At 39.4% G+C, this 24,283-nt stretch carries 24 protein-coding genes and 1 tRNA gene; 19 read left to right on the top strand and 6 right to left on the bottom strand.

What is annotated here, in order from left to right; translation table 11 throughout:
• Window positions 1-75: 75 nt before the first annotated feature.
• Window positions 76-2,169: a neutral/alkaline non-lysosomal ceramidase N-terminal domain-containing protein gene (locus HWV01_RS14945; RefSeq protein ID WP_211672296.1), complete on the bottom strand. Its 2,094-nt coding sequence runs from the start codon at window positions 2,167-2,169 to the stop codon at window positions 76-78.
• Between the two features lie 396 nt (window positions 2,170-2,565).
• On the opposite strand from HWV01_RS14945, the gene emrD reads away from it, so the two are divergent.
• A complete protein-coding gene (gene emrD, locus HWV01_RS14940; RefSeq protein ID WP_211672295.1) occupies window positions 2,566-3,786 on the top strand; it encodes a multidrug efflux MFS transporter EmrD in 1,221 nt (406 codons plus the stop codon).
• 36 nt (window positions 3,787-3,822) lie between these two features.
• On the opposite strand, the gene HWV01_RS14935 is transcribed toward emrD, so the two are convergent.
• Window positions 3,823-4,041, bottom strand: coding sequence for an acetyltransferase (locus HWV01_RS14935; protein ID WP_249185336.1), 219 nt, complete (start codon window positions 4,039-4,041; stop codon window positions 3,823-3,825).
• A 264-nt stretch (window positions 4,042-4,305) separates the two neighbouring features.
• Between HWV01_RS14935 and HWV01_RS14930 the strand changes: the two genes are divergently transcribed.
• Both HWV01_RS14930 and HWV01_RS14925 read left to right on the top strand, forming a co-directional pair.
• The gene (locus tag HWV01_RS14930) at window positions 4,306-4,977 is read left to right on the top strand and encodes a hypothetical protein (RefSeq protein WP_211672294.1); all 672 of its coding nucleotides are present in this window, start codon (window positions 4,306-4,308) and stop codon (window positions 4,975-4,977) included.
• A gap of 180 nt (window positions 4,978-5,157) precedes the next feature.
• A complete protein-coding gene (locus HWV01_RS14925) occupies window positions 5,158-5,763 on the top strand; it encodes a DedA family protein (RefSeq protein WP_211672293.1) in 606 nt (201 codons plus the stop codon).
• A gap of 48 nt (window positions 5,764-5,811) precedes the next feature.
• On the opposite strand, the gene HWV01_RS14920 is transcribed toward HWV01_RS14925, so the two are convergent.
• Window positions 5,812-6,102 carry a nitrogen fixation protein NifW gene (locus tag HWV01_RS14920; RefSeq protein WP_211672292.1) on the bottom strand — a complete coding sequence of 97 codons (291 nt, stop codon included), beginning with the start codon at window positions 6,100-6,102 and terminating at the stop codon, window positions 5,812-5,814.
• Window positions 6,103-6,314: 212 nt separating this feature from the next.
• Between HWV01_RS14920 and HWV01_RS14915 the strand changes: the two genes are divergently transcribed.
• The 7 genes from HWV01_RS14915 to HWV01_RS14885 all read left to right on the top strand — a co-directional run bounded on the left by HWV01_RS14915 (window position 6,315) and on the right by HWV01_RS14885 (window position 10,944).
• Window positions 6,315-6,524 (top strand): hypothetical protein, encoded by a 210-nt coding sequence (locus tag HWV01_RS14915; protein ID WP_211672291.1) that lies wholly within the window; start codon window positions 6,315-6,317, stop codon window positions 6,522-6,524.
• Between the two features lie 9 nt (window positions 6,525-6,533).
• Window positions 6,534-7,037, top strand: coding sequence for a superoxide dismutase, Ni (gene sodN / locus HWV01_RS14910; RefSeq protein WP_211672290.1), 504 nt, complete (start codon window positions 6,534-6,536; stop codon window positions 7,035-7,037).
• A 32-nt stretch (window positions 7,038-7,069) separates the two neighbouring features.
• Window positions 7,070-7,339 carry a nickel-type superoxide dismutase maturation protease gene (locus HWV01_RS14905; RefSeq protein ID WP_211672289.1) on the top strand — a complete coding sequence of 90 codons (270 nt, stop codon included), beginning with the start codon at window positions 7,070-7,072 and terminating at the stop codon, window positions 7,337-7,339.
• Between the two features lie 83 nt (window positions 7,340-7,422).
• Window positions 7,423-8,337, top strand: a complete 915-nt coding sequence (locus HWV01_RS14900; protein WP_211672288.1) for a metal ABC transporter substrate-binding protein — start codon at window positions 7,423-7,425, stop codon at window positions 8,335-8,337.
• The gene (locus tag HWV01_RS14895; RefSeq protein WP_211672287.1) at window positions 8,337-9,191 is read left to right on the top strand and encodes a manganese/iron ABC transporter ATP-binding protein; all 855 of its coding nucleotides are present in this window, start codon (window positions 8,337-8,339) and stop codon (window positions 9,189-9,191) included. Before HWV01_RS14900 ends, HWV01_RS14895 begins: the two co-directional genes overlap by 1 nt.
• The gene (locus HWV01_RS14890) at window positions 9,185-10,042 is read left to right on the top strand and encodes a metal ABC transporter permease (RefSeq protein ID WP_211672286.1); all 858 of its coding nucleotides are present in this window, start codon (window positions 9,185-9,187) and stop codon (window positions 10,040-10,042) included. The genes HWV01_RS14895 and HWV01_RS14890 overlap by 7 nt, the downstream gene beginning before the upstream one ends.
• The gene (locus HWV01_RS14885; RefSeq protein ID WP_211672285.1) at window positions 10,039-10,944 is read left to right on the top strand and encodes a metal ABC transporter permease; all 906 of its coding nucleotides are present in this window, start codon (window positions 10,039-10,041) and stop codon (window positions 10,942-10,944) included. Before HWV01_RS14890 ends, HWV01_RS14885 begins: the two co-directional genes overlap by 4 nt.
• Here the strand turns inward: HWV01_RS14885 and HWV01_RS14880 are convergent.
• Window positions 10,930-11,733: a class I SAM-dependent methyltransferase gene (locus HWV01_RS14880; protein WP_211672284.1), complete on the bottom strand. Its 804-nt coding sequence runs from the start codon at window positions 11,731-11,733 to the stop codon at window positions 10,930-10,932. The genes HWV01_RS14885 and HWV01_RS14880 overlap by 15 nt on opposite strands.
• Window positions 11,734-11,862: 129 nt before the next feature.
• On the opposite strand from HWV01_RS14880, the gene HWV01_RS14875 reads away from it, so the two are divergent.
• The 4 genes from HWV01_RS14875 (at window position 11,863) to HWV01_RS14860 (ending at window position 16,514) form a co-directional block, all read left to right on the top strand.
• Window positions 11,863-13,026: a glycosyltransferase gene (locus HWV01_RS14875; RefSeq protein ID WP_211672283.1), complete on the top strand. Its 1,164-nt coding sequence runs from the start codon at window positions 11,863-11,865 to the stop codon at window positions 13,024-13,026.
• Window positions 13,023-14,405: a lipopolysaccharide biosynthesis protein gene (locus HWV01_RS14870; RefSeq protein ID WP_211672282.1), complete on the top strand. Its 1,383-nt coding sequence runs from the start codon at window positions 13,023-13,025 to the stop codon at window positions 14,403-14,405. The genes HWV01_RS14875 and HWV01_RS14870 overlap by 4 nt, the downstream gene beginning before the upstream one ends.
• A gap of 92 nt (window positions 14,406-14,497) precedes the next feature.
• Complete coding sequence (locus HWV01_RS14865; RefSeq protein WP_211672281.1) at window positions 14,498-15,988, top strand: sigma-54 dependent transcriptional regulator; 1,491 nt, start codon at window positions 14,498-14,500, stop codon at window positions 15,986-15,988.
• Window positions 15,989-16,085: 97 nt separating this feature from the next.
• On the top strand, window positions 16,086-16,514 hold the full coding sequence (locus HWV01_RS14860) for a tetratricopeptide repeat protein (protein WP_211672280.1): 429 nt from the start codon (window positions 16,086-16,088) through the stop codon (window positions 16,512-16,514).
• A gap of 209 nt (window positions 16,515-16,723) precedes the next feature.
• Here HWV01_RS14860 and gltS read toward each other — a convergent pair whose 3' ends face one another.
• Window positions 16,724-17,947, bottom strand: a complete 1,224-nt coding sequence (gltS, locus tag HWV01_RS14855; RefSeq protein WP_211672279.1) for a sodium/glutamate symporter — start codon at window positions 17,945-17,947, stop codon at window positions 16,724-16,726.
• A 591-nt stretch (window positions 17,948-18,538) separates the two neighbouring features.
• Between gltS and HWV01_RS14850 the strand changes: the two genes are divergently transcribed.
• The 4 genes from HWV01_RS14850 to HWV01_RS14835 all read left to right on the top strand — a co-directional run bounded on the left by HWV01_RS14850 (window position 18,539) and on the right by HWV01_RS14835 (window position 22,830).
• Window positions 18,539-20,701: a TonB-dependent hemoglobin/transferrin/lactoferrin family receptor gene (locus HWV01_RS14850; RefSeq protein ID WP_211672278.1), complete on the top strand. Its 2,163-nt coding sequence runs from the start codon at window positions 18,539-18,541 to the stop codon at window positions 20,699-20,701.
• A gap of 178 nt (window positions 20,702-20,879) precedes the next feature.
• Window positions 20,880-21,644 (top strand): energy transducer TonB, encoded by a 765-nt coding sequence (locus HWV01_RS14845; RefSeq protein WP_211672277.1) that lies wholly within the window; start codon window positions 20,880-20,882, stop codon window positions 21,642-21,644.
• 2 nt (window positions 21,645-21,646) lie between these two features.
• The gene (locus tag HWV01_RS14840) at window positions 21,647-22,420 is read left to right on the top strand and encodes a MotA/TolQ/ExbB proton channel family protein (protein ID WP_249185335.1); all 774 of its coding nucleotides are present in this window, start codon (window positions 21,647-21,649) and stop codon (window positions 22,418-22,420) included.
• Window positions 22,417-22,830 carry a biopolymer transporter ExbD gene (locus HWV01_RS14835; protein WP_211672276.1) on the top strand — a complete coding sequence of 138 codons (414 nt, stop codon included), beginning with the start codon at window positions 22,417-22,419 and terminating at the stop codon, window positions 22,828-22,830. Before HWV01_RS14840 ends, HWV01_RS14835 begins: the two co-directional genes overlap by 4 nt.
• 4 nt (window positions 22,831-22,834) lie before the next feature.
• Here the strand turns inward: HWV01_RS14835 and HWV01_RS14830 are convergent, their stop codons facing one another.
• Window positions 22,835-23,614, bottom strand: a complete 780-nt coding sequence (locus tag HWV01_RS14830) for a hypothetical protein (RefSeq protein WP_211672275.1) — start codon at window positions 23,612-23,614, stop codon at window positions 22,835-22,837.
• A gap of 352 nt (window positions 23,615-23,966) precedes the next feature.
• On the opposite strand from HWV01_RS14830, the gene HWV01_RS14825 reads away from it, so the two are divergent.
• Window positions 23,967-24,042 (top strand) — tRNA-His (locus tag HWV01_RS14825).
• Window positions 24,043-24,283: the final 241 nt, after the last annotated feature.

The raw sequence follows: 24,283 nt of genomic DNA, 5'->3' as shown, positions 1-24,283 counted from the left end.
AATCCATCTTACCTTAATGAGTTTAATATAAATTCTAGTTTTCGGTAGGCATAAACCAGAAAAGCCACGTTAATTTTACTTAATTGCATTGGTGACGCTAAATAATTTTGAATAGAGCGCTGGTTGTGATTGTCGCGCTGCAATTGTAAAACGGTAATTTCCTATTATCGGATTATACCAACGTGCTTGGTAGATCCCCATATTATGCCTACTGCTTACTAGATAGCGGACTTCAATATCATAGCCTTCATCAGAAATAGGCATGTGTCCATTTTTGACATCTTCCCATTTACCCTGTTGTTTCTCTTCTATTTTAACGAGTGGGAGATGAAACGAAATTTCAGCAGGGTTTACATCGACCCATTCAAATTTTATGTAGTTTTCTTTTTCGTTATCTGAGGGTGAAGATCCATGATGGGGGCTTATCATTTTTAGAGTCGGCTGGGTGTGTACCGTTCGTTGTCCAGTGCTTTTCTCTTGAGTAGATAATGTGGGTTTAATGGCCACGTTATAGCGCCATATTGGTAAGGTCTCATTGATGATGTTGTTTTGCATATCCTGAGCAAGGACGCTTAATTGGGCACTGAGATAAGCGGTTGTATATTTACCATATAACGTATGTCCGCCTTCATAGAATTGCTGGAAATACTCTTCCTGTGTTGTGCTATAACCAAAATAACCATTGGCATTGCTGGTCACCCAAATATGTTTAATAGGCTGATCTTCACGGCTAAAAGCGTTTACTACATGGCGGGTTATTCGTCGTCCAGCTTCTGCGGTGACTTCAAACGGTAAGGGAATGATGGTCGCGTCGTTAATTCTGATTAGCTGGAATAAAACGGTATTCGGAAAACTCTTGATAGGCGCTAATAATTGTTGTGGGTATTTATAACCGAGATAGGCTTTATTACCTTGACAGCCATCATTAAAAAACCAACTTCGAGTGACCGCGCTACCGCCGCGGAAGAATGGGTTTAAGCCAAGGTAAGGAGTTCGACGTTCATAAGCCCCTCCGGCAACGGGCGCACCGACTGCAGGCGCTTTACAAAGTGTGATATTACCTATGCTGTTATTGTGTTGAATGTTTATTTCTCTTGCTGCAGTGGTGATATTTATGGAGCGAGTAAGTTGAGATGAAAGGGCGTTAAACAAACTAATTGATTCTTTACCAATACCTTTGCCTAAGCGCTTGGCGGCAGGCCAATTGACATTAAAATGTGTAAATAAATTATCACCAAGATCGGGTAGTGCTGGGGCCATATCTCCTTGGGTTCCGGTTGTTAAGGCATGTACGATAGGCCAAGGTGTGAGGTACTGCTCTTGAATATGCCATTGCAGATCTTTTTGTGCATAAGCAAATAAATCCGCATTATAAACCTCCACCGCAGGGCTTAATGCCGTTGCGTGTACCGAAAAACTCGAAAATGCGGCAAGTGGTTTAAATTGGTTTAAATGATCTTTTACATCAACACGGATCATAGATAATGTTGGATTTACAGCTCTAAATTTAGCGTTCGGATCCTTGGGGTCTATCCCACTTATATTGTTGTTATACAAATAAGCCTTCAATGAACGGTTGCGATTATAGCCGTATATATCACGCTGACCTGTGGCTATTTTGGCTGGTTTTTGTTGCGAAATGGCTTGTTGAATACCTGTACTAATTTGTTGAGTTAAAAAGTTTAAATATTGCTCGTCTAAGCCTACCTGACTCGACATGTGCTTATTGTAAAAATCATTCTCAAAATGGTTTGCAGGGGCGGAATGTGTATGTGTGGCTGTTATCACAATATCACTTATTTTTAACCCTGAATTAGCAACCTCTAATGCGACCTTATGGTGCAGCAGTAATGACGCTGAGGTCAGGTCTGTTTGTACTAATGCTGTCGCATTACCTTGACCATCATTAATATAAATCACTCTGGCTTTTAGGCGAGTCCTGAAACCGACACCTTTATTCGCCATGACTGAATAGCCACTCATAGCCATGCCCGGAGGAGGCGTTATATCAACGGATATTGCGCCTGCTGTTGCTATGCCGGTTGATGCAATAGGGACGGGGTTCGGTGGTATTAAATTAAGTTGTTTTTTCATTGAGCACGCTGACAGGTAAAGTGTCGTAGCCAAGATAATTAGCGGTGTGGCAAACCGTTTTAAAATGAAAATCATGTGACTATCCTTAGTCTTGATTATGTAAATAGAGGCATCCATACCCTTGCTATAGCTTAAAATTATAGAAGGACTTTACGCCACTTGCAATGCAATAAAGACGAGGTTGAAGTAATTAAAAACCATTGAGATATACGAGGTCGATAGGTGTATGTTTATACATTAGATAAACTAATGTTTTTGTGGGTGAAAAACTACGGTGTTAATACTTCTTTTTTACTTGCTCTGTGATGTCTTCAAGATTATTATTCCGCCTGAAATGCAGAGTAAGATATTGTATATATGGATTTAGCCTGTCACCAATCTTTTCATTATCAATCAAGATAGAGTTTAACTCTATAATCTACGGTTTTTAGTTATAAATCCCGATTTTTATTCTTAACTTATTGTGAGGGTATGGTTGTGCGTCAACAATCGTCTTCTGCCAACATGGCAAAATTACTATTTCTAATTATTATTCTGACCGCTGTTGGGCAAATGACACAAACGATGTATGTGCCCTCTATCGCTGCAATGGCAAGCGATTTTGCTGTACAGCCCACGTATTTACAAGCTGTGATGGCCGCTTATTTGATCCCTTATGGGTTATCACAGTTTGTCTATGGACCATTGTCGGATCGTATCGGTCGACGTCCGGTGATAATCGTGGGGATGCTGATATTTTTACTGGGTACGTTAGGCGCACTGTTTGCATCGTCTTTTGAACTGTTTCTATTGGCAAGCTTTATTCAAGGTGCTGGTACGGGCTGTGCGGGTGCTATGTCGCGGACGGTAACGCGTGATTGTTATGATGGGGCATCATTACACAAAGCAAATAGCTTAGTGAGTATGGGCGTGATTTTTTCACCTTTACTTGCACCTGTAGTTGGTGGTTATCTGTCAATGGCGTTTGATTGGCATGCCAGTTATATGTTTTTACTGATTTTTGGTGCCTTGGTTACATTAGCTATGTTTGTGATGTTTGATGAAACATTGCCTAAAGAAAATCGTCGTAATGAACGCGTATGGATAAGTTATAGTTATGTGCTGAGTAATCGCCAGTTTCAAGGGTATGTATTTTGCCTGATCGCAACATTTGCGGGGATTGCCGTATTTGAAGCGGCAGCAGGGGTATTACTCGGCAGCGTGTTAAAACTCGATCCAACCACAGTAAGCTGGTTGTTTGTATTACCACTGCCGGGATATTTGCTAGGTGCGTGGTTATCAGCAGCATTAACAGCGCGTATCGGTCAACGCCATCTATTTAATATTGGCATGGCGACACTGATCATTGGTGCCTTGATTATCTTTATACCGGGAATGGCTGGACTTGTTACTGTGGTATCGCTGATCGGTGGTGGGTTTGTGTCGTTTATTGGTGCTGGCATTATATTCCCTGCAGCAACGACCGCGGCTATTCAACCTTTCCCACATCACGCAGGTACAGCGGGGGCTATTTTAGGTGGTATGCAAAATTTAGGAGCTGGTCTTGCGACTCTAGCTGCATCTTTAATGGGCGCAAAGGATCAATTTAACCTTGGTTCTGTGATGTTAGTGACTGCTGTTCTGGTTGTGTTAAGCCTGCTTTGGGTTCGTCGTCGTTTCGCGAATGACGCAGCAATGACACCGAGTTTATAAATGAATGAAATGGGAACAGGGATGTTCCCGTTTTAATTAATACTCATGTTCTCGATAATGAGGATCGGTCCAGCAGCGTGGTAGTTCTTCGCCAGATAGAAAAATGAGATCTGATTTCTTAAATGATTCAGCGTCTTGTTGCTCTTCACCTACCTGATAACGACCTAATACACTATCGTGGTATAGATTAGTGAGATCATCTTGTCCTATTACTTCTATCATGTCGTTATTGCTTCTATGTTTAAAAAACATCATTCGCTCCACTCATTAGCTGTTTTCTCCTAGTAAAGTATAGCTTGCCGTTATCTTTTATCACTGTGTAAAGGTATGTTTAGCGCTATGTTAAAGCAGGCAATGTAGGGAATTTATGAGTGGAAATGGATAAGTCAAAGAAAAAATGGATAATCTTATGAGTTCACTATGTTCTATGCTAATTTGTGCATCTATGGTTAAGTTGTCGTGGTGAAGGTTCCTAGGTGAACTAGGGTATTTCACCTTAAATAATGTAAAGGAATATGAATGAAACTACTTAAAACAACAGCATTAATTGCAGCTCTATGTGCACCAACGTTAACATTTGCCGATGACTTTGGAGTTGAGCTCGAATGGAATACAATGGATGCTAAGTTAGTTATGGATACTTTTCCTCAGCAAAAATTAGCTTTTGGTGCGCTCATTGACAAAGGCGAAATAAAAGATATGTTTATTATGCCAACTAAAATTGATGGTAAGACTGTTCAGTTATTACGTTTTGTGATTGAAGCCGATGACGAAGCTCATGTTAGGCAGAAACTTAAAGAACTGCCTATGTACAAAAAAAACCTTATTAAAATTAGTAATATTAAACAGCTTGGTTCGAAGTGGTTGGATAAAACGCCCGTTTATAAAAATTATGGTGTAATAATTACTTGGAAACAAAATAAAATTGAGCCGAGGGAAATATCTCGCGTGTTAGGAGTTGATTTACAACTTGTGGTTAACTTAAATCATGCGGGACTAGTCACTTCTTCGTACATCAACACCCAAAAATTAAAAAATGGTCTTACACGCCCTATCTATTCTGTTGCATTCCTAGCAAAAGATGAGGCGCATGCAAAAATGTTAAGTCAACAATTTGAAGCCGTTTCCCTTGGCTACGCAACGATTGAGATACAATATCTAGGTCATAAGCTAGATATGAAGCGAAGATGAACAATGACGGCGATCCTGACATAAAATGCTTATAGGTATAACCCTAATGATTTGTATTAGATGAAGTTTATTACTTTTGATTATATTGAATGGTCTTAGGGTAAATGTAGCCTGAGGATCAAAACGTTTAGTTTTGATCCTATTACTATTAAACCCGCTTTTAACATCAAAGTGAACTATATGGAATACATTCAGCATATTATTAATGAGATGAGCCCACTCTTACAGGAGTATGGTTACTTTATTTTAGCGCTGATGGTCGCAATTGAAGGTATGGGGATTCCTGCACCGGGACAATCGTTATTGATCGTTGCCAGCTTAGTGGCATCACAAGGACAGATGTCATTGCCGCTTGTATTACTCACAGGCTGGGGAGCAAGCCTGTTTGGCAATACTTGTGGTTATATGATTGGTCATAAATTTAGCCACATTATCAGCAGTAAAAATTGGATAAAGAAACAAAGGTTACAGAAAATTCATACCTTTATAGAAAAGTATGGCCTGCTTGGCTTGGTATTAAGTCGATTTATTGAAGGTGTGAAGCAATTTATGTGCTTAGGTTGTGGGATTGCTAAAATGCCATTCAAATTTTTTATGTTAGGTAACGTTTTAGCGGTCAGTATCTGGATTGTCTGTTTTGGAGTATTACCCGCTTACTTTTATCACGATCTTGGTGCGATTATCCATTTTTATCATCTTCATCAGCAACAAAGCTGGGCAATAGTAGGTAGTATTTTATTATGCTTAGCACTATTCATTACGTGGAAAAATAGTACTAAGAAATAACACCTTAATTTGTTCACTCATCATCTTCCGTTAGCGTGGTGTGATTCATTAACGTCTTTCACAAGATGTGCAGCCGCGACAGGCTGAACGTGTTTTACTGCTTCGGTCTAGTCGACCACGTTGCACTTTACAATAAGCATTTTTTAAGCAACGTCGATAATCAAACCAATCTTGCGGTTTTGTTAGTATCACATAACCGTTAAAACGTTTAAGCAGATCATCTTGCCATTCATGCATCAAGCCGCTGTCAAAACCAATATCAAAAAAGTGTAATAGCGCCGAGATACTTGTTAATTGTTTTAATGTCTCTTCAATGCTGGTGGCGGGTGCTGTTGGCATGGCTATGTGTATCTTAACTGGTTGTGATAGTAGACATTTTCTCACGTTGCTTGGTGAGCGTAAATGTAAATCAGGGCTTTGATTGAAGTAGATCAAAATAAGCATTCTATCTGAGTATTAAGTATTATCTAAAAAGTGCTTTACTTAATAATGATTATCAAATATAAATAAGAACTATTATCATTTGTAAATCATAATTAAACAGGATGTTTATGACTCAATCTCTTACCTCCCAAAAAATACTGACCGTGTTAACCCTTACTTTAGCGAGCCCGATGGTTTTGGCACATCCAGGACATGATCACAGCGATCCACTGTCAGGGTTAATTCATTTACTTTGGATCGCACCAGTTGTATTGGCTGCTGGATATGCAGTATTTGCTATTCGTCGTGCTAATCGTATTAAATCAACCGAAAAATAAGGGAACAGTATGTTATTTAAATTAGTATCGGCAATGGATAAGAAATTGTCATTTAGTCAGGTATCTGCGCATTGTGATATTCCATGCAAGATCTATGATCCTATCTCGGCGCAGTTAGCTGTACTCACAATGATACGTATGGTTGATTTATTGGATGAATTTGGTTGTAAAGATTCTTTCAGCTTAAATGATCAAGCGCAATTTGGACGTTTAATTACCGAGAAAGAAGTGCATGGTTTAAAAGTGAAAGAAGAAATTCGAGTTATTTGGGGGGATTATATTAAACAGCCGCAATTAGAGCAGTTCCCAGAACTACACGAGTTGACTCATAGTATTATGCTCGCTGCATCTAAAGCTAAGCAGAATATAGATAAAGACGCGACACTGGATTTATTAACAAAAGTTAATCGATTTGCCGAGATATTTTGGGCTACAAAAGGTGTTGACACATTTACTGCCACATCACCGTACCCACCTGCGCAACAACTTGTTTATCCTAAACTCGATTGCTAGGTTTTCATATTAGCCGAGTTCGGGGGACGAGTATGTCATCTTGTATTCCCGAAGGAAGTTATGTCTTGGTTAACTGTTGGCGCTCTCTGCTATCGGTAAAACCAGGACGAATTATTAAGGTTCGTCATGCCCGTTATGGCGATATTATAAAAACCCTTGATCATATTGATGAACAAGGGTTTTTATGGTTACGTGGTGAGCATAAAAGCAGTATATCTACGTTTGAAATGGGACCGATAAACCAGCATCAAGTGATTGGGGTTATTTGGTTTATTGTTAAATCCCCACCTATAAATATTTAAATGATAATAAGTCTCATTTGTATTGAGAATTTATTTATTCCTTGTTAGTATTATCGGTATTGGATTAATAACAAGGAATGAATATGCTTCGTCAGTTTGGTTTTATTACGTCATCACTACTCTTTTTCTCGCTTTTTTTATCCACGTCAGTGTGGGCTAATTCTTCTTTAAAAGAGGACCATAAATTTAAAGTTGTCACTACGTTTACTGTGATCGCTGATATGGCCAGAAATGTTGCTGGCGACGCTGCTATTGTCACATCCATCACCAAGCCGGATGCAGAGATCCATAATTACCAAACGACACCGGGTGATATACGCCGTGCGCAAGGTGCCGATTTGATTATCTATAACGGTCTTAATCTAGAGCTATGGTTTGATAAGTTTTTCTATAACTTACGTGATGTACCTAGTGTTGTGGTCACAGAAGGCATAGTTCCGATGGGGATCGCGAAAGGACCTTACTCTGGAAAACCCAATCCTCACGCTTGGATGTCTGCCGACAATGCCTTGGTTTATGTTGAAAATATTCGTCAAGCTCTGGTTAAATATGACAGTAAGAACACTGCTATTTATAACCAAAATGCCAAACGTTACAGTGCACAGATTCTCGCAGCTGTTAAGCCATTTAAGCAGAAAATTGCAAGCTTACCGAAAGATAAACGCTGGCTAGTCACTAGCGAGGGCGCGTTCAGTTATTTAACGCGTGATTATGATTTGAAAGAGCTCTACCTTTGGCCTATCAATGCAGATGCGCAGGGGACACCACAGCAAGTACGCAAAGTCATCGATGAGATCAAAGCCAATAAGATCATTGCCATTTTTAGTGAAAGTACGGTATCAGCTCGGCCTGCACAGCAAGTCGCGCGTGAAACCGGCAGTCACTATGCTGGTGTGTTATATGTGGATTCATTAAGCGCGATTGATGGACCTGTACCAACCTATATTGACTTGCTTAAAGTCACGCTAAGTACAATAGCAGAAGGACTAAATCAATAATGATGGGATTAGAAGTTAATGATATTAGCGTGACTTATCGCAACGGTCATACCGCATTATTTAATGCCAGCTTTAGTTTACCTAAGGGTTCTATTACAGCGTTAGTGGGAATAAATGGCAGCGGTAAGTCAACCTTATTTAAGGCGATAATGGGGTTTGTTACTTTGGCTAAGGGCTCTGTAAATATTTTGGGCTTACCGGTTAAAAAGGCGTTAAAAAATAATTATGTTGCTTACGTACCACAGAGTGAGGAAATTGACTGGAACTTTCCGATTTTAGTCAAAGACGTCGTGATGATGGGACGTTATGGACATATGAATATGCTGCGTATCGCGAAGCAAAATGATCACGATAAGGTCAATATGGCGCTTGATCGTGTCAACATGGGTGAATTTAAACATCGTCAAATTGGTGAGCTATCTGGTGGTCAAAAAAAACGGGTGTTTTTAGCACGTGCATTAGCCCAAGAAAGCCAAGTTATTTTACTTGATGAACCTTTTACGGGGGTTGATGTAAAAACGGAAGAACAGATTATGGCGTTATTACGTGAACTGCGTGGGGAAGGTAAAATTATCTTAGTATCCACACATAATCTGGGTACTGTACCTGAATTCTGCGACAGAACCGTGCTCATTAATCGTACCATATTAGATGCAGGGCTAACGCGCGATATATTTACCCAAGATAACCTGCAAAAAACCTTTGGTGGGGTATTACGTCATTTCATTCTAGCGGGTGATGAACTCCATGAGGATGATGATGCTAGGCAGGTGACAGTACTCTCTGATCATGAACGACCGGTGGTGCTATATGGAGAAGGTGAGCAAACGTCTGTTGTGAGGGAGCGATGCTAGAGACATTATTAATGCCATTTAGTTATGGCTATATGGTCAATGCTATTCTTATTAGTGCGTTGGTGGGCGGTGTTTGTGCTTTTCTGTCAGCATATCTTATGTTGAAAGGCTGGTCATTAATTGGTGATGCGTTATCACACGCGATTGTTCCCGGCGTTGCTGCCGCATATATGCTAGGTTTACCGTTCGCTTTAGGGGCTTTTTTCTCGGGTGGTTTAGCGGCAACTACTATGTTGTTTTTAAACCAACGCACAAAGTTAAAAGAAGACGCAATTATAGGTTTAATTTTTACCTCATTTTTTGGCTTGGGTCTGTTTATGGTGTCACTGGCACCGACATCGGTGAATATCCAAACAATAGTGTTGGGTAATATTCTGGCTATTACCCCTGCTGATACACTGCAGTTACTCTTAATCGCTGGCATTTCACTGTTTGTATTAATATTAAAATGGAAGGATCTCATGGTGGTTTTCTTTGATGAAAACCATGCCCGTAGCATTGGTTTAAATCCAAATGCGTTAAAGATCCTCTTTTTTACCTTACTCAGTGCATGCACAGTGGCGGCACTGCAAACCGTTGGCGCATTTTTAGTGATTGCGATGGTTGTGACACCCGGTGCGACAGCTTATTTATTAAGTGATCGGTTTTCACGTGTGATTATATTAAGTGTTGTCATCGGATCCGTCAGCTCATTTGTTGGCGCTTACTTAAGTTATTTCATTGATGGGGCAACGGGTGGGATTATTGTGGTCCTGCAAGCGATAGTATTTATTTTGGCGTTTGTATTTGCTCCCAAACATGGCTACCTAGCCGCTAGATATAAAGCCAGACAAACGATAAGGACGCTATGATGGTGACATTACTTGATACATTATCTGAGACAATATTAAACACACTATTAGAGCCTTTTTCATTTACTTTTATGCAGCAAGCATTCGTTATTGTGTTGTTAGTTGCGATTCCGACTGCTTTGTTGTCGTGCTTCTTAGTGCTAAAAGGTTGGTCCTTAATGGGCGATGCAATATCCCATTCGGTATTGCCAGGCGTGGTTGTCGCTTATGTACTCGCTATTCCTTATATTATTGGTGCGTTTGTTGCGGGAATGTTTTGCGCATTAGCGACCGGATTTATTAAAGACAATAGTCGGTTGAAAGAAGATACCGTCATGGGCGTCGTGTTTTCGAGTATGTTTGGTTTGGGCTTGGTATTGATGACCAAAATAGAATCTGGTGTCCATTTAGATCATATTCTGTTTGGTGACGTCCTTGGGGTTACATGGCACGATATTTTAGAGGTGGGTGTTGTTGCCTTTCTCGTCGTGGCGTTTATGTTGATTAAAGGTAAGGATCTATTGGTATTTGTCTTTGATCATCAACATGCTAAAGCCATAGGTTTATCGACAACTGTATTACATTATGGTTTGTTATCGCTATTATCATTAACTATAGTCTGTGCGCTAAAAGCCGTGGGTATGATCTTGGTTATAGCGATGCTAATTGCCCCCGGTGCAATTGCATTTTTACTGACGAATAAATTTCAAAGTATGCTGTTTGTTGCCTTGCTGATTTCGTTACTGACGTCATTTTTAGGGGTGTATTTAAGCTTTTACCTCGACAGTGCGCCTGCACCGACGATAATCATGCTATTGAGTATTACGTTTATTTTGGTGTTTATTTATAGCAGCTACCAGGCGAAAGTAACTGCATCAAAATATTTACACAGTGATGTAGCGGGAGAGCTAAGTTGTTTGTAAGTCAGCAAGCCATTGCTGTTCAAAGTCCTTCATCCGTAAGTGCTTACGTGAACTTTCATGGGCTTGTTTGTGCTGGTCTGATGTAAATGGACCTGCTTGACAGTAATGACAGCAATCGTCACCTAATATTGGCGGTTGCGTGAGTTGGGCACTGAGCGCTTGTGTAAGCTGGTTCCCTGCTCGTTGACTCCATACGTAAGTAATACCTTTGGTATCTTTAACATGTTTATCACGATCGACATTACGTACGCGGTATCCAGGGAAGTTCACAATGTCGAAATTCATTTCACCCAAGTAATTAATATCGGTATTGAGTATCAGCGAGTGTTGAATATTCCATTCAGAATAGGGTTTTACGTCTTTACTGGTGATATAACACAACTGTGGGCCAGTGGGATCTAACAATTGTTCGTTTGCATTAATCAAAAACTGACGTAAAAGCCGACGATTAAGCGTATTGATCCCAATACCCGCGCATTTTTCATTGAACTCTGTTTTAGACGTGAACCCTGGTACTAATGGAAATTGAAAAATAACCAAGTCAAAGCTATGTTTAGTCACTGTAGACCAAGTCTCTGGGTTGGTTATATCGAACTCAGTTAAAACTTGGCAATGGCAGTTTAATAGTTGTTGATGAAAATCATCACCGTACTTAGATTGTAAGGTGTTGAGAGAATCATAAATCGTTGCTGTTAAGTGTTGCGGAGCATGGTGTCTAAATAAAGCATTGGAGAATGACAGATCACCATCACCAACTGTTAATATGCGCCATTGTGGATCAATATACATGGTCAGAAACACTCACTAATACTATAAAACAGAATATTATACGGTAGACCAGTCTAAAATTCACTTCCACAATGCCAATATCATTATTATTTCTATACTTAGGTTAACTTTTTTGCTTAAGGTATCGCAATGAAACATATCGCGATTGTTGTTCCAGAATTTCCTATTGCCTCAGAAACGTTTGTTGTTACTGAGATACAGGCCCTAGCAAAGGCGGGGCACAGGGTCACGGTATTTTGTTTTATTAAGCGAGAGTTAGCCATTACATTACCTCAAAACGTTAGTGTGATTGATGTAAACAGCGCGTCAAATAGGGAAGTCTCAAAATTTGTAGCCAAAAGGCCATTCGCAATGGTCAAGGCATTGATGTGTGCTCAAAATCAGCATGCAATTTCAACCAAGTCATTATTGCTATATGGGGCAAAACTGGCTTATCTTGCCAGTAAGTCTTGCTGTGATCATTTTCATTGCCATTTTATGCATTGCAGTTTGGCTTATACCTTGGTTGCAGCCCGCTGGCTTGATATTGCCACGTCGAGTGTTGGTCATGGTCATGATGTATATGTGAATAATGATGATATTCAGTTCAAGTTATCTGCTTGTGATTTTAATATTGCGGTATGCCAAAGTATGGTTGATACATTTGAGAGGCTAGGGGCTAAACATACCCATCTTTTGCACAGTGGGGTTGATCTCTCTCAATTTATTGCTCACCCTGCACCTGTCCATAAAAAACTAGAGCTCCTTTTTGTCGGTCGGTTAGTCGAAAAAAAAGGCATTGTATACGCTCTACAGGCGCTTGCTTTAATTGCTGAAAACCAACGTCCTCATTTAGATATTGTAGGTCAAGGGCCATCACAAAAACAATTATATGACTTGGTTAAAAAACTAAAGTTGAAGGAATTTGTACGCTTACTTGGTTACCGTTCTCCACATTGGATAGGGCGGGAAGGCGCTAATTATGATGGCTTTGTTGCGCCGTTTTGTACTTCGGAAGACGGGGACCGTAATACGGAACCTATGGTCTTAAAGGAGGCGATGGCAATGGGGTTACCTGTGATCACGAGCGATGTGATGGGCTGTAGTGAAATAGTGACCAAAGATACCGGTTATATTGTTGCGCCGAAGGATACTATCGCGCTAAAACTCGCGATTGAAAGCTTTATGCAATGCCAAAATAATGTCAGGGAACAGATGAGAGTATTAGCAAGGCAGCGCGTTGAACAATGCTTTAACGCGCAAGTACAAGCTCGTCGTTTATCTCATTTAATTGAAGGAACCAGAATTAAATGAATAGTCTGAGAGAGATGTTTATTTATGGTTTTGGTATCTTTCTACTAAAAGGATTGGGTTTCATTATGATGCCCATTGTCACCCGGATATTAACGCAAGTTGAATACGGAGAGCTTAATTTTTTAGTCAGTATTGCGTCGATGATAAGTTTGTTCCTGACACTAGGGCTTGGTGATGTATTATTTCGTTTTGCGAGTAGCCAGGTGCAAGAAGATAATGCGGCGGTAATGCGCCAATGCTTTCGATTATCACTCTTGTGTGCGGTTATATTTCTTGGTCTTGCTTTACCTTTAAGTGGTGTGATCATGACGTGGCTACCTGTTAGCTTACGTTTATTTGATCTGCAACTATTACTCATTAGTCTATCTTTATCCTCATTACTCACTGTGCCGTACTGCTATTTTAGAATGACACATCGCGCTCTGCCCTTTATGTTCTTTTCCATTGTACAAGGCGGACTACAAACCACGCTGTCGATAGTGTTACTTTTATCTGGTTATGGTGTCACGGGGATGATGTTATCAAGTGCGATTAGTAGCTCGGCAGTCGCAGTTGGGGTGTTGATCTATTTCCGCCGCCACTTACAAGGTCAGCGTGCTTCTTTTTCAATTCAGCATTATCGTTATATTGCATTTATTGTTTGCTCGGGTATTTTTGTGTACGGCCTTAATGGGGCTGAGAATTGGCTGGTGGTTATTCATCTAGGTAAGCAACAGTTAGCTATATTTTTTGCCGCAGGACAGTTTGGACTCATGATATCAGTCGCGTTTGAACCCTTCCGTATGTGGTGGTATGCGCGGCGTTTTCAGGTTCATGATATAGACCCAAAACAAGGCGCTAAATATGCAATGTTAGGTGTACAAATTGGCATGTTGTTAGCCGGAAGTATGTTATTCATGGCGCCGATTTTGATGGATGTAATGCTCCCAGACAGTTACCGAAATAGCGTAAGTTTAATCCCTTGGATGTGTTTGATTATGGCGTTACGTTTTCATTCTGAGTTGTTGAATATCGGGTGTTTTTTAAAGAAAAATGCGCAATGGACATCGATTATTGATGGCGTGTGTGCTCTACATATGGTGCTGATTGGTTACTGGGCTATTAGTGAATTTGGGGTTACTGGTCTATTGCTGACAATGGTATTCACTGTATTCATTCGTGGTGTGCTGTTTTATGTGATAAGTCAGCGATTGGTTTACTTATCTTATTCTAAATCACACTTATTTATTTCGTGGCTAGTTTTTATTGTTTTATTGTTTGTGCACATTAGCAAAGTTGATGGTTATCGTGTGATTGAATTTATTCTTCTCGCGATAAATACATTATTATTAGTATATTTTCATCGGGATTTATGGCGTGATTTACAATTGACGGCATAGCGAAAATATATATATCACTAATTTTTAATTCGTGACTAAAGTTAGAATATTAAGGTATGTGCCATAGCGTTGGCATGACAAGGAGTCCTTGTATGGAGTTTACTGCGTTATTAGTTGAAGACAGTGCTTCTGTAGGTGCTATTTACAGTACTTACTTGCGTACTGAAGGTGCCAAGGTTACTCATGTTCAATCAGGGCGAGATGCACTTGCCGAGCTTACTCGATGGCAACCTGATTTACTGATTTTAGATATCCAATTACCTGATATGTCAGGTATGGATATTTTGATAACTGTGCAGCAACGACACCCTGATATTAGTATTATTATGATTACGGCTTACGGCTCGATTGATATTGCGGTTGATGCAATGCGCGCTGGCGCATTTGATTTTTTGGTTAAACCTTTTGATGCGAAGCGTCTTTCAATTACAGTACGTAATGCGATTAAGCAGCGGAATTTAATTAATTTGGTTGCCAATTACGAAAATAGTTTACCTAAGAATAATTTTCAAGGTTTCATTGGGGAATCACTCGCAATGCAGGCGGTATATAAAACGATTGATTGTGTCGCGAGCAGTAAAGCGTCTGTCTTTATCGTCGGTGAAAGTGGGACAGGTAAAGAAGTTTGTGCTCAAGCTGTTCATGATTGTGGTATACGAAAAACGAAACCTTTTGTTGCACTTAATTGTGCTGCGATACCTAAAGAATTGATTGAAAGCGAAATTTTTGGTCATATGAAAGGTGCGTTTACAGGTGCAACATCTAATCGTGATGGTGCAGCAACTCGCGCGCATGGTGGGACGCTTTTTCTTGATGAAATATGCGAAATGGACCTTGATTTACAGAGTAAGTTATTACGCTTTATTCAAACAGGCGTATTTCAACGTGTTGGTGGGTCACAAGAAGAGCATGTTGATGTGCGTTTTATTAGCGCAACCAATAGACAACCTTGGAATGAGGTGTCGGCAGGCAGATTCCGTGAAGACCTTTTTTATCGTTTACATGTGATCCCCATTGAGTTACCCCCTTTACGTATGCGTAATAATGATTGTCTTATAATTGCTCAGCAATTACTGAATGACTACAGTATTGAAGAGGGCAAAAAATTTAAAGGTTTTGATAGTAAAGCAATCGAAATCATTACGAATTATTCTTGGCCGGGCAATGTGCGCATGTTGCAAAATGTGATTAGACAAATAGTTGTTTTAAATAATTCGGGTCTAGTAACAAGTGCAATGTTACCAATTGAAATGCTTCAAGAAAATATAGTAGATGATGAGAAAAGAAATCCACATTTATTAGCGTTTGATGACTGTCTAAATTTATTACCTTCACGTAAGAATTTACCTACTCTGATTTCTCATGACAGTGATAATTTTAAACCTGAGAATGTAAGACTGATTACAGAAGTAGAGGACGATATAATCCCATTGTGGCAAAGTGAAAAACAGATTATTGAAAATGCGATAGTACATTGCAATGGTAATGTGCCAAAAGCCGCAGCCTTGCTTGATATAAGTGCATCAACGATTTATCGGAAACGTCAGAGTTGGGCACAGCTCTCATCAATTAATGCGAATTGATGAATGATCAAATTATATTTCGGTTTTGCACTAATTTAGCTTTACATGATAATGATTATCAAATATAAATAAGAATCATTATTATTAAGGTGGTGTTATGCAAACTTGGAAAGTGTTGATGGAAAATGGAAACAGTTGTTTTGATTCAAAATCTTGGCAAGATGCTGAGTTTTGTTACCAACATGCAGTCGAACAGATAAAGCAACAATGGGAAAATGACCCTGAAAATGAAGAGCTGCTCATGGCTTGGATATCTGTTCAGCATAATTTAGCTGCAGTTTATGAAGAACAAGGCCAACATTATACCGCACTACGCTATTTAACCATGCCGCATCAGTGGATGATGTCATTATTACGTGGCGAGTTTGTATCAGACTCTTTTAAGGCATTAGCGAAACAAGGGGTCAAAGTTACTTTGATGCCGTTATTGGATTTTAGTCGTCGTCACCCAATCTGTGAATCTTGCTTTGATGCTTTACAAGTATCACCCGAATGGCTTTCAGACCTTCACCCAACTATGCATTAATCTTAATTACATTAAATAATCATTATCTGTTTATGGAATAGGGGTATTATGAGTTTCTTATGGACTGTACCTGTGATTCTGACGGTACTTTATATTATGATATGTGTTCGGCGTGCGAATCGAGTTAAGCCAAAACTGAAGTAACTTGGCTATATGAATATTTTTAGGATGATCAGGCCTGATATTCACAGACCTGATACACCGGAAGTTTATCCAATAAAGCTAATATAACCTTGTAGGATAATCAAGTTAACAATATCAATGAAGAATGCGCCAACAATAGGCACGACCATAAATGCTTGTGGTGAAGGGCCGTAGCGTGAAACGAGCGATCCCATGTTCATTACCGCTGTGGGTGTTGCGCCAAGACCAAAACCACAATGTCCGCCAGCAATAATCGCTGCATCGTAATTTGAACCCATTATTTTAAAGGTGACAAAATACGAGAATATCGCCAGTACAACCGCTTGCACTGCTAAGATGATAAGCAGTGGTAATGCTAAATCAAAAATATTCCACAATTTAAGATTCATCAAAGCCATTGCTAAGAACAGTGACAGGGCAACGGTACCAAGGATATCAATTGCTTCACTGTTTACCTTGTAACTTTTGGTTACTTCTGTTGTGTTGGTGATGATCACGCCTAAAAATAATGCATAAACAAAGTCTGGAATTCTTAACCAAGAGATATTAAGCAGTGATACGGCTTGTTCGACATAGCCTGCACCAACAACACAAGTTAACAGAATAAATAGCGTTTCAATGACACTTTTACCTGTAATACGATCTTCTTCTAATTCATTGTAAGTGACGAGTTCAGGAAACTGTTCGTGGTGATTAGTTCCAATACCATACTCGGACTCTAAATTATGTTTGGTTATGAGTCGCTGTGCTACAGGACCACCGATAATACCACCAATAACTAAACCAAAAGTCGCGGCTGCCATTGCTAATTCAAGGGTATTCATCCCGTACAAATCATAAAATGTTTGAGACCAAGCTGCCCCAGTGCCATGGCCACCTGACAAGGTGATTGAGCCCGCAATTAAACCTAGGATGGGGTCAAGACCAAGCATCGTTGCTAAGCTCACACCAATACCATTTTGAATAATAATATAGAGTGATGCTACGGCTAAGAAAAGGAACACTTTCGATCCGCCTTTCAATAGCTGAGTATAACTGGCGGCTAAACCGACAGTACTAAAGAACATGAGCATCAATGTACTTTGTAGCGGTAAAGAAAATTCAAGCGTGATATTTTGAAAATGTAAAATGGTAATGATTATTGCCACGAGCAATCCACCGACAATCGGTTCGGGGATATTGAAGCGTTGCAGTGCTGGGACTTTTTTATTAATGGTATGCCCTAAAAACAGCACTAAAAATGCAATTAAAAAAGATTCGAGTTCACCAATTGAATAAATAGTATTCATATTACCTCTTGGTTATTTATCAGTCTGATATGTTTTACTTAATTTGAAATGAATGTAAGTAAACAGATCATAACGCTGATTTTATGATTGAAGTTGAGATTTAATACCGAGTAAATAGTGTGGCGGGATGAATCCGAACCATTGATATTCACAGCCTCATGATTGATGACTGGATTGTTTACTCTGAGCGTTAAACACTTATTAAATATATAAAAAAATATATTAAATACCTAGGTGCCATACCTAAGTACATAAACAAATTTTTACCGTTCTAAACGGCGAAATTTGTAGTGTAGCTATCTATTATGGATAGGTTAATTAAAAAATAGCGCCTGAATATAGCATATTTTCATTTTTATTCATTATTTATAGTTTAATGTTGATTCCTGAGCAACATAAATGACTAATAGTGCTTAAAAAACTGCGCAAAACTTACGCATACCATTAATTACAATAAAATACTTTATCCTAAACCTTAAATGTGGTCATTTAGTGCAAAGTAAATGTAAATATTAATGAGAACGATAGTAATTCTCATTTGCCTTTGGTAGTATGCTCGACAAATTGGTTATGACACTTGAAGGAAAAAACATGTCAGCTCAAATGAATATACTAACTAGCGCTATTTTACTCGCCATCTCAACAAATAGTTACGCAGCTGCTGTAACATCTCTTGATGAGGTTGTTGTCTCTGCAACGCGTACTGAGCAAAGTATTAATGATGTTTCAAGTTCCATTAGTAGTGTGTCAGCAGACAGCATTGATAAAACCATGGCTGCAGATATTAAAGAAGCCTTAAAAGCAACACCAGGTGTTGCGGTAAATGGTTCTGGTCGTTTTGGCATGTCTGGTATTAATATTCGTGGTATGGATGATAGCCGAGTTAAAATCATGGTTGATGGTGTCGCGCAGCCTGTACCTTATAATCCAGGTTCAAACGAACAGCGTAAATATCCGAGTTCAATTGAAGTTGATACGCTGCAAAGTATCGAAATAAACAAAGGTCCTTCATCTACTTTATATGGTTCTGATGCATTGGGCGGTGCAGTCGTTATGCGTACTAAAAACCCAGACGATGTGCTAAAAACAGATGGTAATGAAAACGCATTTGGGATCAAAAGCGGCTATAAAAGTGTTGATAACAGTTTCAAAACGACTGGCACTTGGGCAATGCGTAAAGATAAGTTAGAAACGCTCGTTATGCTAACGTATAAAGACGCTAACGAATACGAGACACACAGTAATGGCGCGGATATAAATGGACGTGACCGCGGAGCCGCTAATCCTGCAGACCAGCAAGTGGGTAATTTACTGGCAAAAGCATTTTATCAATTAAATGATCAGCATCGTATTGGTCTGACAACTGAATATTATACCAATACATATGATGAAGATGAGCTTTCTGAAGAAGGCTATAATATGTTTCCTGGTCACCCAACCCTTGGTGATCAATATGTTTATGTAGATAATCATAATGAAGATTTGACTACACGTTTACGTGTTGGAATTGAACATGAGTGGACCGCTAATAATGTGGCTTTTGATACCCTGGATTGGAAATTAAACTTCCAAAAAACCAATTCACTGTCTAAAAACTATGATACGACTAACAAGAATGGCCGTCGTATGCGTGAACGTGATGCAAATGATGAATCAATTCAATTCGACGCTCAGTTTGATAAATTGATTGAATTGGAAAATAGTTACCATCAGATCACTTATGGTACAAGTTTCTTACAGAACGATTTTGCGACTAAAAATGTCGATTACAAATATGATAAGAATACGGTTCGCCCTGGGCACACAGATATGCCAGATGCGACCCTCACTCAATGGGGTGTATTTGCCCAAGACCAAGGTTTCTATTTAGATGAACGTCTGATCGTCACTGCGGGCTTACGTTATGATTCATTTAAAGCATCACCAGAAACGAATGATGGCTTAGATACTGAATATCCAGATAGTTCAAGTGATGCATTCACTGCTAAATTAGGTTCTGTTTACCACTTCACTGACAACTTTAGTGGTTTTACACAAATCAGCCAAGGTTTTAAAGCGCCGACTGTTTATGACTTATATTACTTCTACGATACAGGTGCTGTTATTGATGCTAATCCAGATCTGAAACCTGAATCAAGCGTGTCATACGAGATGGGTATTCGTACTCAGACCAATGCAGTTCGTACTGAACTTGTGGCATTTTATAATGATTACACAGATCTTATTGCCGAGGTTAAGTTAGGTAAAGTTGGTAATAAGGATCATTCGACTAAAGGCAATATAGCAAGTGCTGAAATCTATGGTGTTGAATTTAGTTCTACATTATTACTAGATGAAGCGATTAATGCGCCTGCAGGCATGTACAGTAAGTTCAGTATTGCTTATTTAGAAGGTTATAATAAAGATACGGATAAAGCATTAGACACTATTGCACCGTTAACAAGTGATTTAGGCTTAGGTTATGATGCAGCGAACGGTAAACTTGGTACATTGTTAAACATTAACATGGTTGCAAGTAAATCCAACTGGGCTGATGACGCAATAGCATCTGTTGCTGGCTACACGGTTGTTGATGTTACTGCATATTATCGTCCTATCACTGATGTGACACTGACTGCGGGTCTATTTAATGCCTTTGATAAGCAATATTGGTTATACGATGACGTAAGTAGCGTAAAACCTGGTGATAAAGGTGTTGACCGTAAAGCAGAAGCGGGCCGTAACTGGGGTATAGCTGTTGATTGGAAATTTTAATATCCGTTGATAAGCGTTAATTATATACACGTTTTTATGCATATAAATACGTGTATATAAAAACAACAAAGTGAAATCGTCTTGAATGTTAAATACAAATGATAATTGCTATTGTTTGAGATGTGAATAATAATAACTCTCATTGTCATTTCAAAGTTAGTATTTCAGGACGATTAGTTTGAATTTAAACCGTTATTTAGTCGCAGGCGCGTTATCGCTAACATTGCACAGTGCAATGTTGTGGTCAGCACCTGAAAACACAACGTTTGCTATGCCTGTGGGTAGTAAATCTAATAGCGTATCAGTGAACTTTATGAAAGCGCCAGCAGTACCCGTTGTTAACACAAAAACTAAAACGCAGCCATCAGAGAAGGTAAAACAAGCCGAAAAGGCAAAACCTAACGTTGAATCTAAGCCTAAAGTTAAGCCTGGCCCGAAAGCGAAACCACATCCGGTCGAATCAGACGTAAAAAAGAAAAAGACAGTTATCCCTAAAGAGCAAAAGCCTGTTGCATCAAAGGCTCCTGAACCTGTGACTTCTGATAAAGAAGAACCGAAGCCTGCTAAGCCTGAACAAGTTGAACCAAAAAAAATAATCGAACCAGAACCTAAAATAAGACAACAAGCCAGTGCAGACGCAAAAGCTGGTGTGACTGATGTGCCACAGTTAGTGAGTGAATCTCGTTTTTCTGAAACGCCACAACCACCAAGTTACCCTAGACTCGCAAAGCGTAAAGGGATTGAAGGAACAGTGGTATATGAAGTTTGGTTAGATGAGAATGGTAAGCAAATTAAGATTAAATTAAAAGATTCTTCAGGCACTAAAATGTTAGACAAAGCTGCTTCCAATGCTATCGCTCAGTGGAAATTCTTACCTTATAAAGTGAATGGTCAAGCTGTTGCCCATCGTGTTTATGTTCCGATAAAATTTAAACTGGATTAATCATGTCGAATTTCCCCGATTTACAAAGCCACTTAGAGTTAATGACACAAACGTTTCTGGATCTACAAACCCAGTTAGGGTTAATGACGTTACCCTTATTATTATGTTCCGCGATCACTCTCACGATTGTACTTGAGCGCTTAGTTCAGTTATTTATCTTTACTCGGGTTGGGCCACATCGTATAGGTAAGCTTTTGAGCCAACACCAACCAAGTAATGATGCTGAATTAACACAATTAGCTCAGAATTTAGGTAAAGAACAGGTTTTAATGAGTCGTGGTGTTGCGATGTTGATCCAGCATCGTCATTTTACCAAATCGTTACGTGAAGATGCCGCTGGAATGTGGTTACAACAAAAACGTCAACAACTACGTGCTGGATTAAAACTATTGGCTTTGATTGGTGTATTAAGCCCATTATTAGGTCTATTAGGTACAGTCATAGGCTTAATCGATATGTTTAAAGCTGTCGCGGCAAGTTCGGGGGCTGTAACGCCTAACGATCTTGCTGATGGTTTAGGTATTGCAATGCATACCACGGCAGCAGGACTATTGGTGGCTTTGCCGGCCATTGCTGCATCGCAGTTATTAGGGCTTTGGGCTGATAAAGTGATCAATAAATTAGAACATGCGCTTAATTTTTGTAATCTGTGGTTAGAAGGGTTACAACTCGAAGGTAAGGCTAACCCAGTCTGTCAGGATATTGAAGCGGTAAACTCTAGCACTAAAGAACAGAGTCATTCACCGATTAGCAACAACCGAGGCAGTGCAGCATGATCAGAGTTAGCCAAGATAATGAGACAGAGAGCATATTACCGGATTTAACCCCGTTATTGGATATCATCTTTATTGTTATGGTTTTTTTGCTGCTGACGGCGAGTATTAAGTTACAAACATTAGAAGTAGACCTACCGACTTCAGACAATGCCGTAACAAGTGAAGTTGATAATAAATCGGTGACGATTAATATTTTAGCACAAGCACCTTATTGGGCTCTGCAAGGTGAACAGTTTAGTGATTGGGAGTCCTTCACTACTGCGCTCGTGATGCTGGTTACGGATAAACCGGATGCTGAAATTGTGATAGCCTCAGATAAAACAGCTCAAATTCAGCACATGGTTAAGTTGCTTGCCTTTTTACAAGAGAATAAAATTAGTGCAACTCAGTTATTAATTGAAGAAGAGTAGGGGATCACCCGAATTTCTTCTCGTGCGCTTGTAATGTATTTTCTACCTTTTTTAACGCGGATGCTATTTTATCGGCGACAGAAGGCGATGAATGTTCATTTCCTAATAAAGAGGAAGAATGCGCAGCGCATAAGTTTTCAGCATCGCCCCATTGCTTAATCAATTGCGTCCCCCAATTATGGAAGTCTGTTGCTGCACCAGCTCTTTTTTCGAGAGTATGTGGCAATGTCATGTGAAATGAGACTTCTGGCTTTTTAAGCACACCAATGATACTCGGAAACTTTAAGTACATTAAAGTATCGTCCGCGTGAATAGTTTTAGACGCTTTGTGATACGCAAGTACAGATGAAAAGTGTAGGTTTTCATTACTTGAAATAAAATCTACGCCAGCGGGTACTGAAAACTCAAAGTCATCAGCAAACAAGGCTGCAAACTCACTTGATTCTGTGAGTTGTGATTGCCAAGGTAGTTCGGACAATTTTTCATGATGGCGCTGTGTGCCATACAGCTTGGCATTAGGATAGAGTTCATGCACTTTTTTCACATGTATGGTGTGGAAAGGGTGTAAGTTAATGATGGCTTCTAGATCAGCCCCATTGTTTGTTAGCGCATCGACTTGATTCTTTAGCTTCCCGCGTAGCGTATAGGCATCTAATAGCACAAACTTCCCATTCGCACAGCGAACTATCGAGGCATGAGTGCCAATGTTTAGTATACCGCCAATTTTAAAGTCGCCTCGAATGTTCCAGAAGTTATTCGAAATATTTATAATGTGTTCACTCATGATCTTTGTTACCTCAATATCAGTTTCGCTTTCACGATAAGGTCATTATTTATGATGTTCGTTATGCCACAGTAAATTAGACGTATATATCTAATTGAGCATATTTAAGTTAATTAGCCACAACAAGGCAAAAATAACTATTTTAAAGACAACATGATGGTGTTGAACATTTGGTTGGTGTACTTATTTACTACTAACCCCATTGGTTTGCTTAAATTTAAATCGAAGGGCGTGCAAAGTGTTCATGCGAAACAAGCAGGCTTGCATGTTTAATCTAACTACTGCATAATCTCTCCATCGAAACAACAGACGGTCTGGCTAGTTTTTAGCGGGGTTAAGTCGAAAGTTAATGGCGGTTGTAGCTCAGTTGGTAGAGCCCCGGATTGTGATTCCGGTTGTCGAGGGTTCAAATCCCTTCAGTCGCCCCATATTAAAAAGCCTGCTTATATAAGCAGGCTTTTTTGGTTTTCTGCATTGCGAAATATCAATTACTCTTCTTTATAAATTCTTTTTGGCTAGCAAATTCCAATTGTAATCTATCATTATTCGTTTTTAATTCAGATGGTTATGTGACTAGCTGTGCACCATTTTGTTTGTATGTATAGCGATGATCTTAATCGGAAAATCTAATTAAAATACGTTAAACTATTAAAATAATTTATATTCATA

The sequence above is a fragment of the Moritella sp. 5 genome (genome assembly GCF_018219455.1).
GTDB lineage: Bacteria > Pseudomonadota > Gammaproteobacteria > Enterobacterales > Moritellaceae > Moritella.
This window is presented reverse-complemented; position numbering and strand designations above follow the sequence as displayed.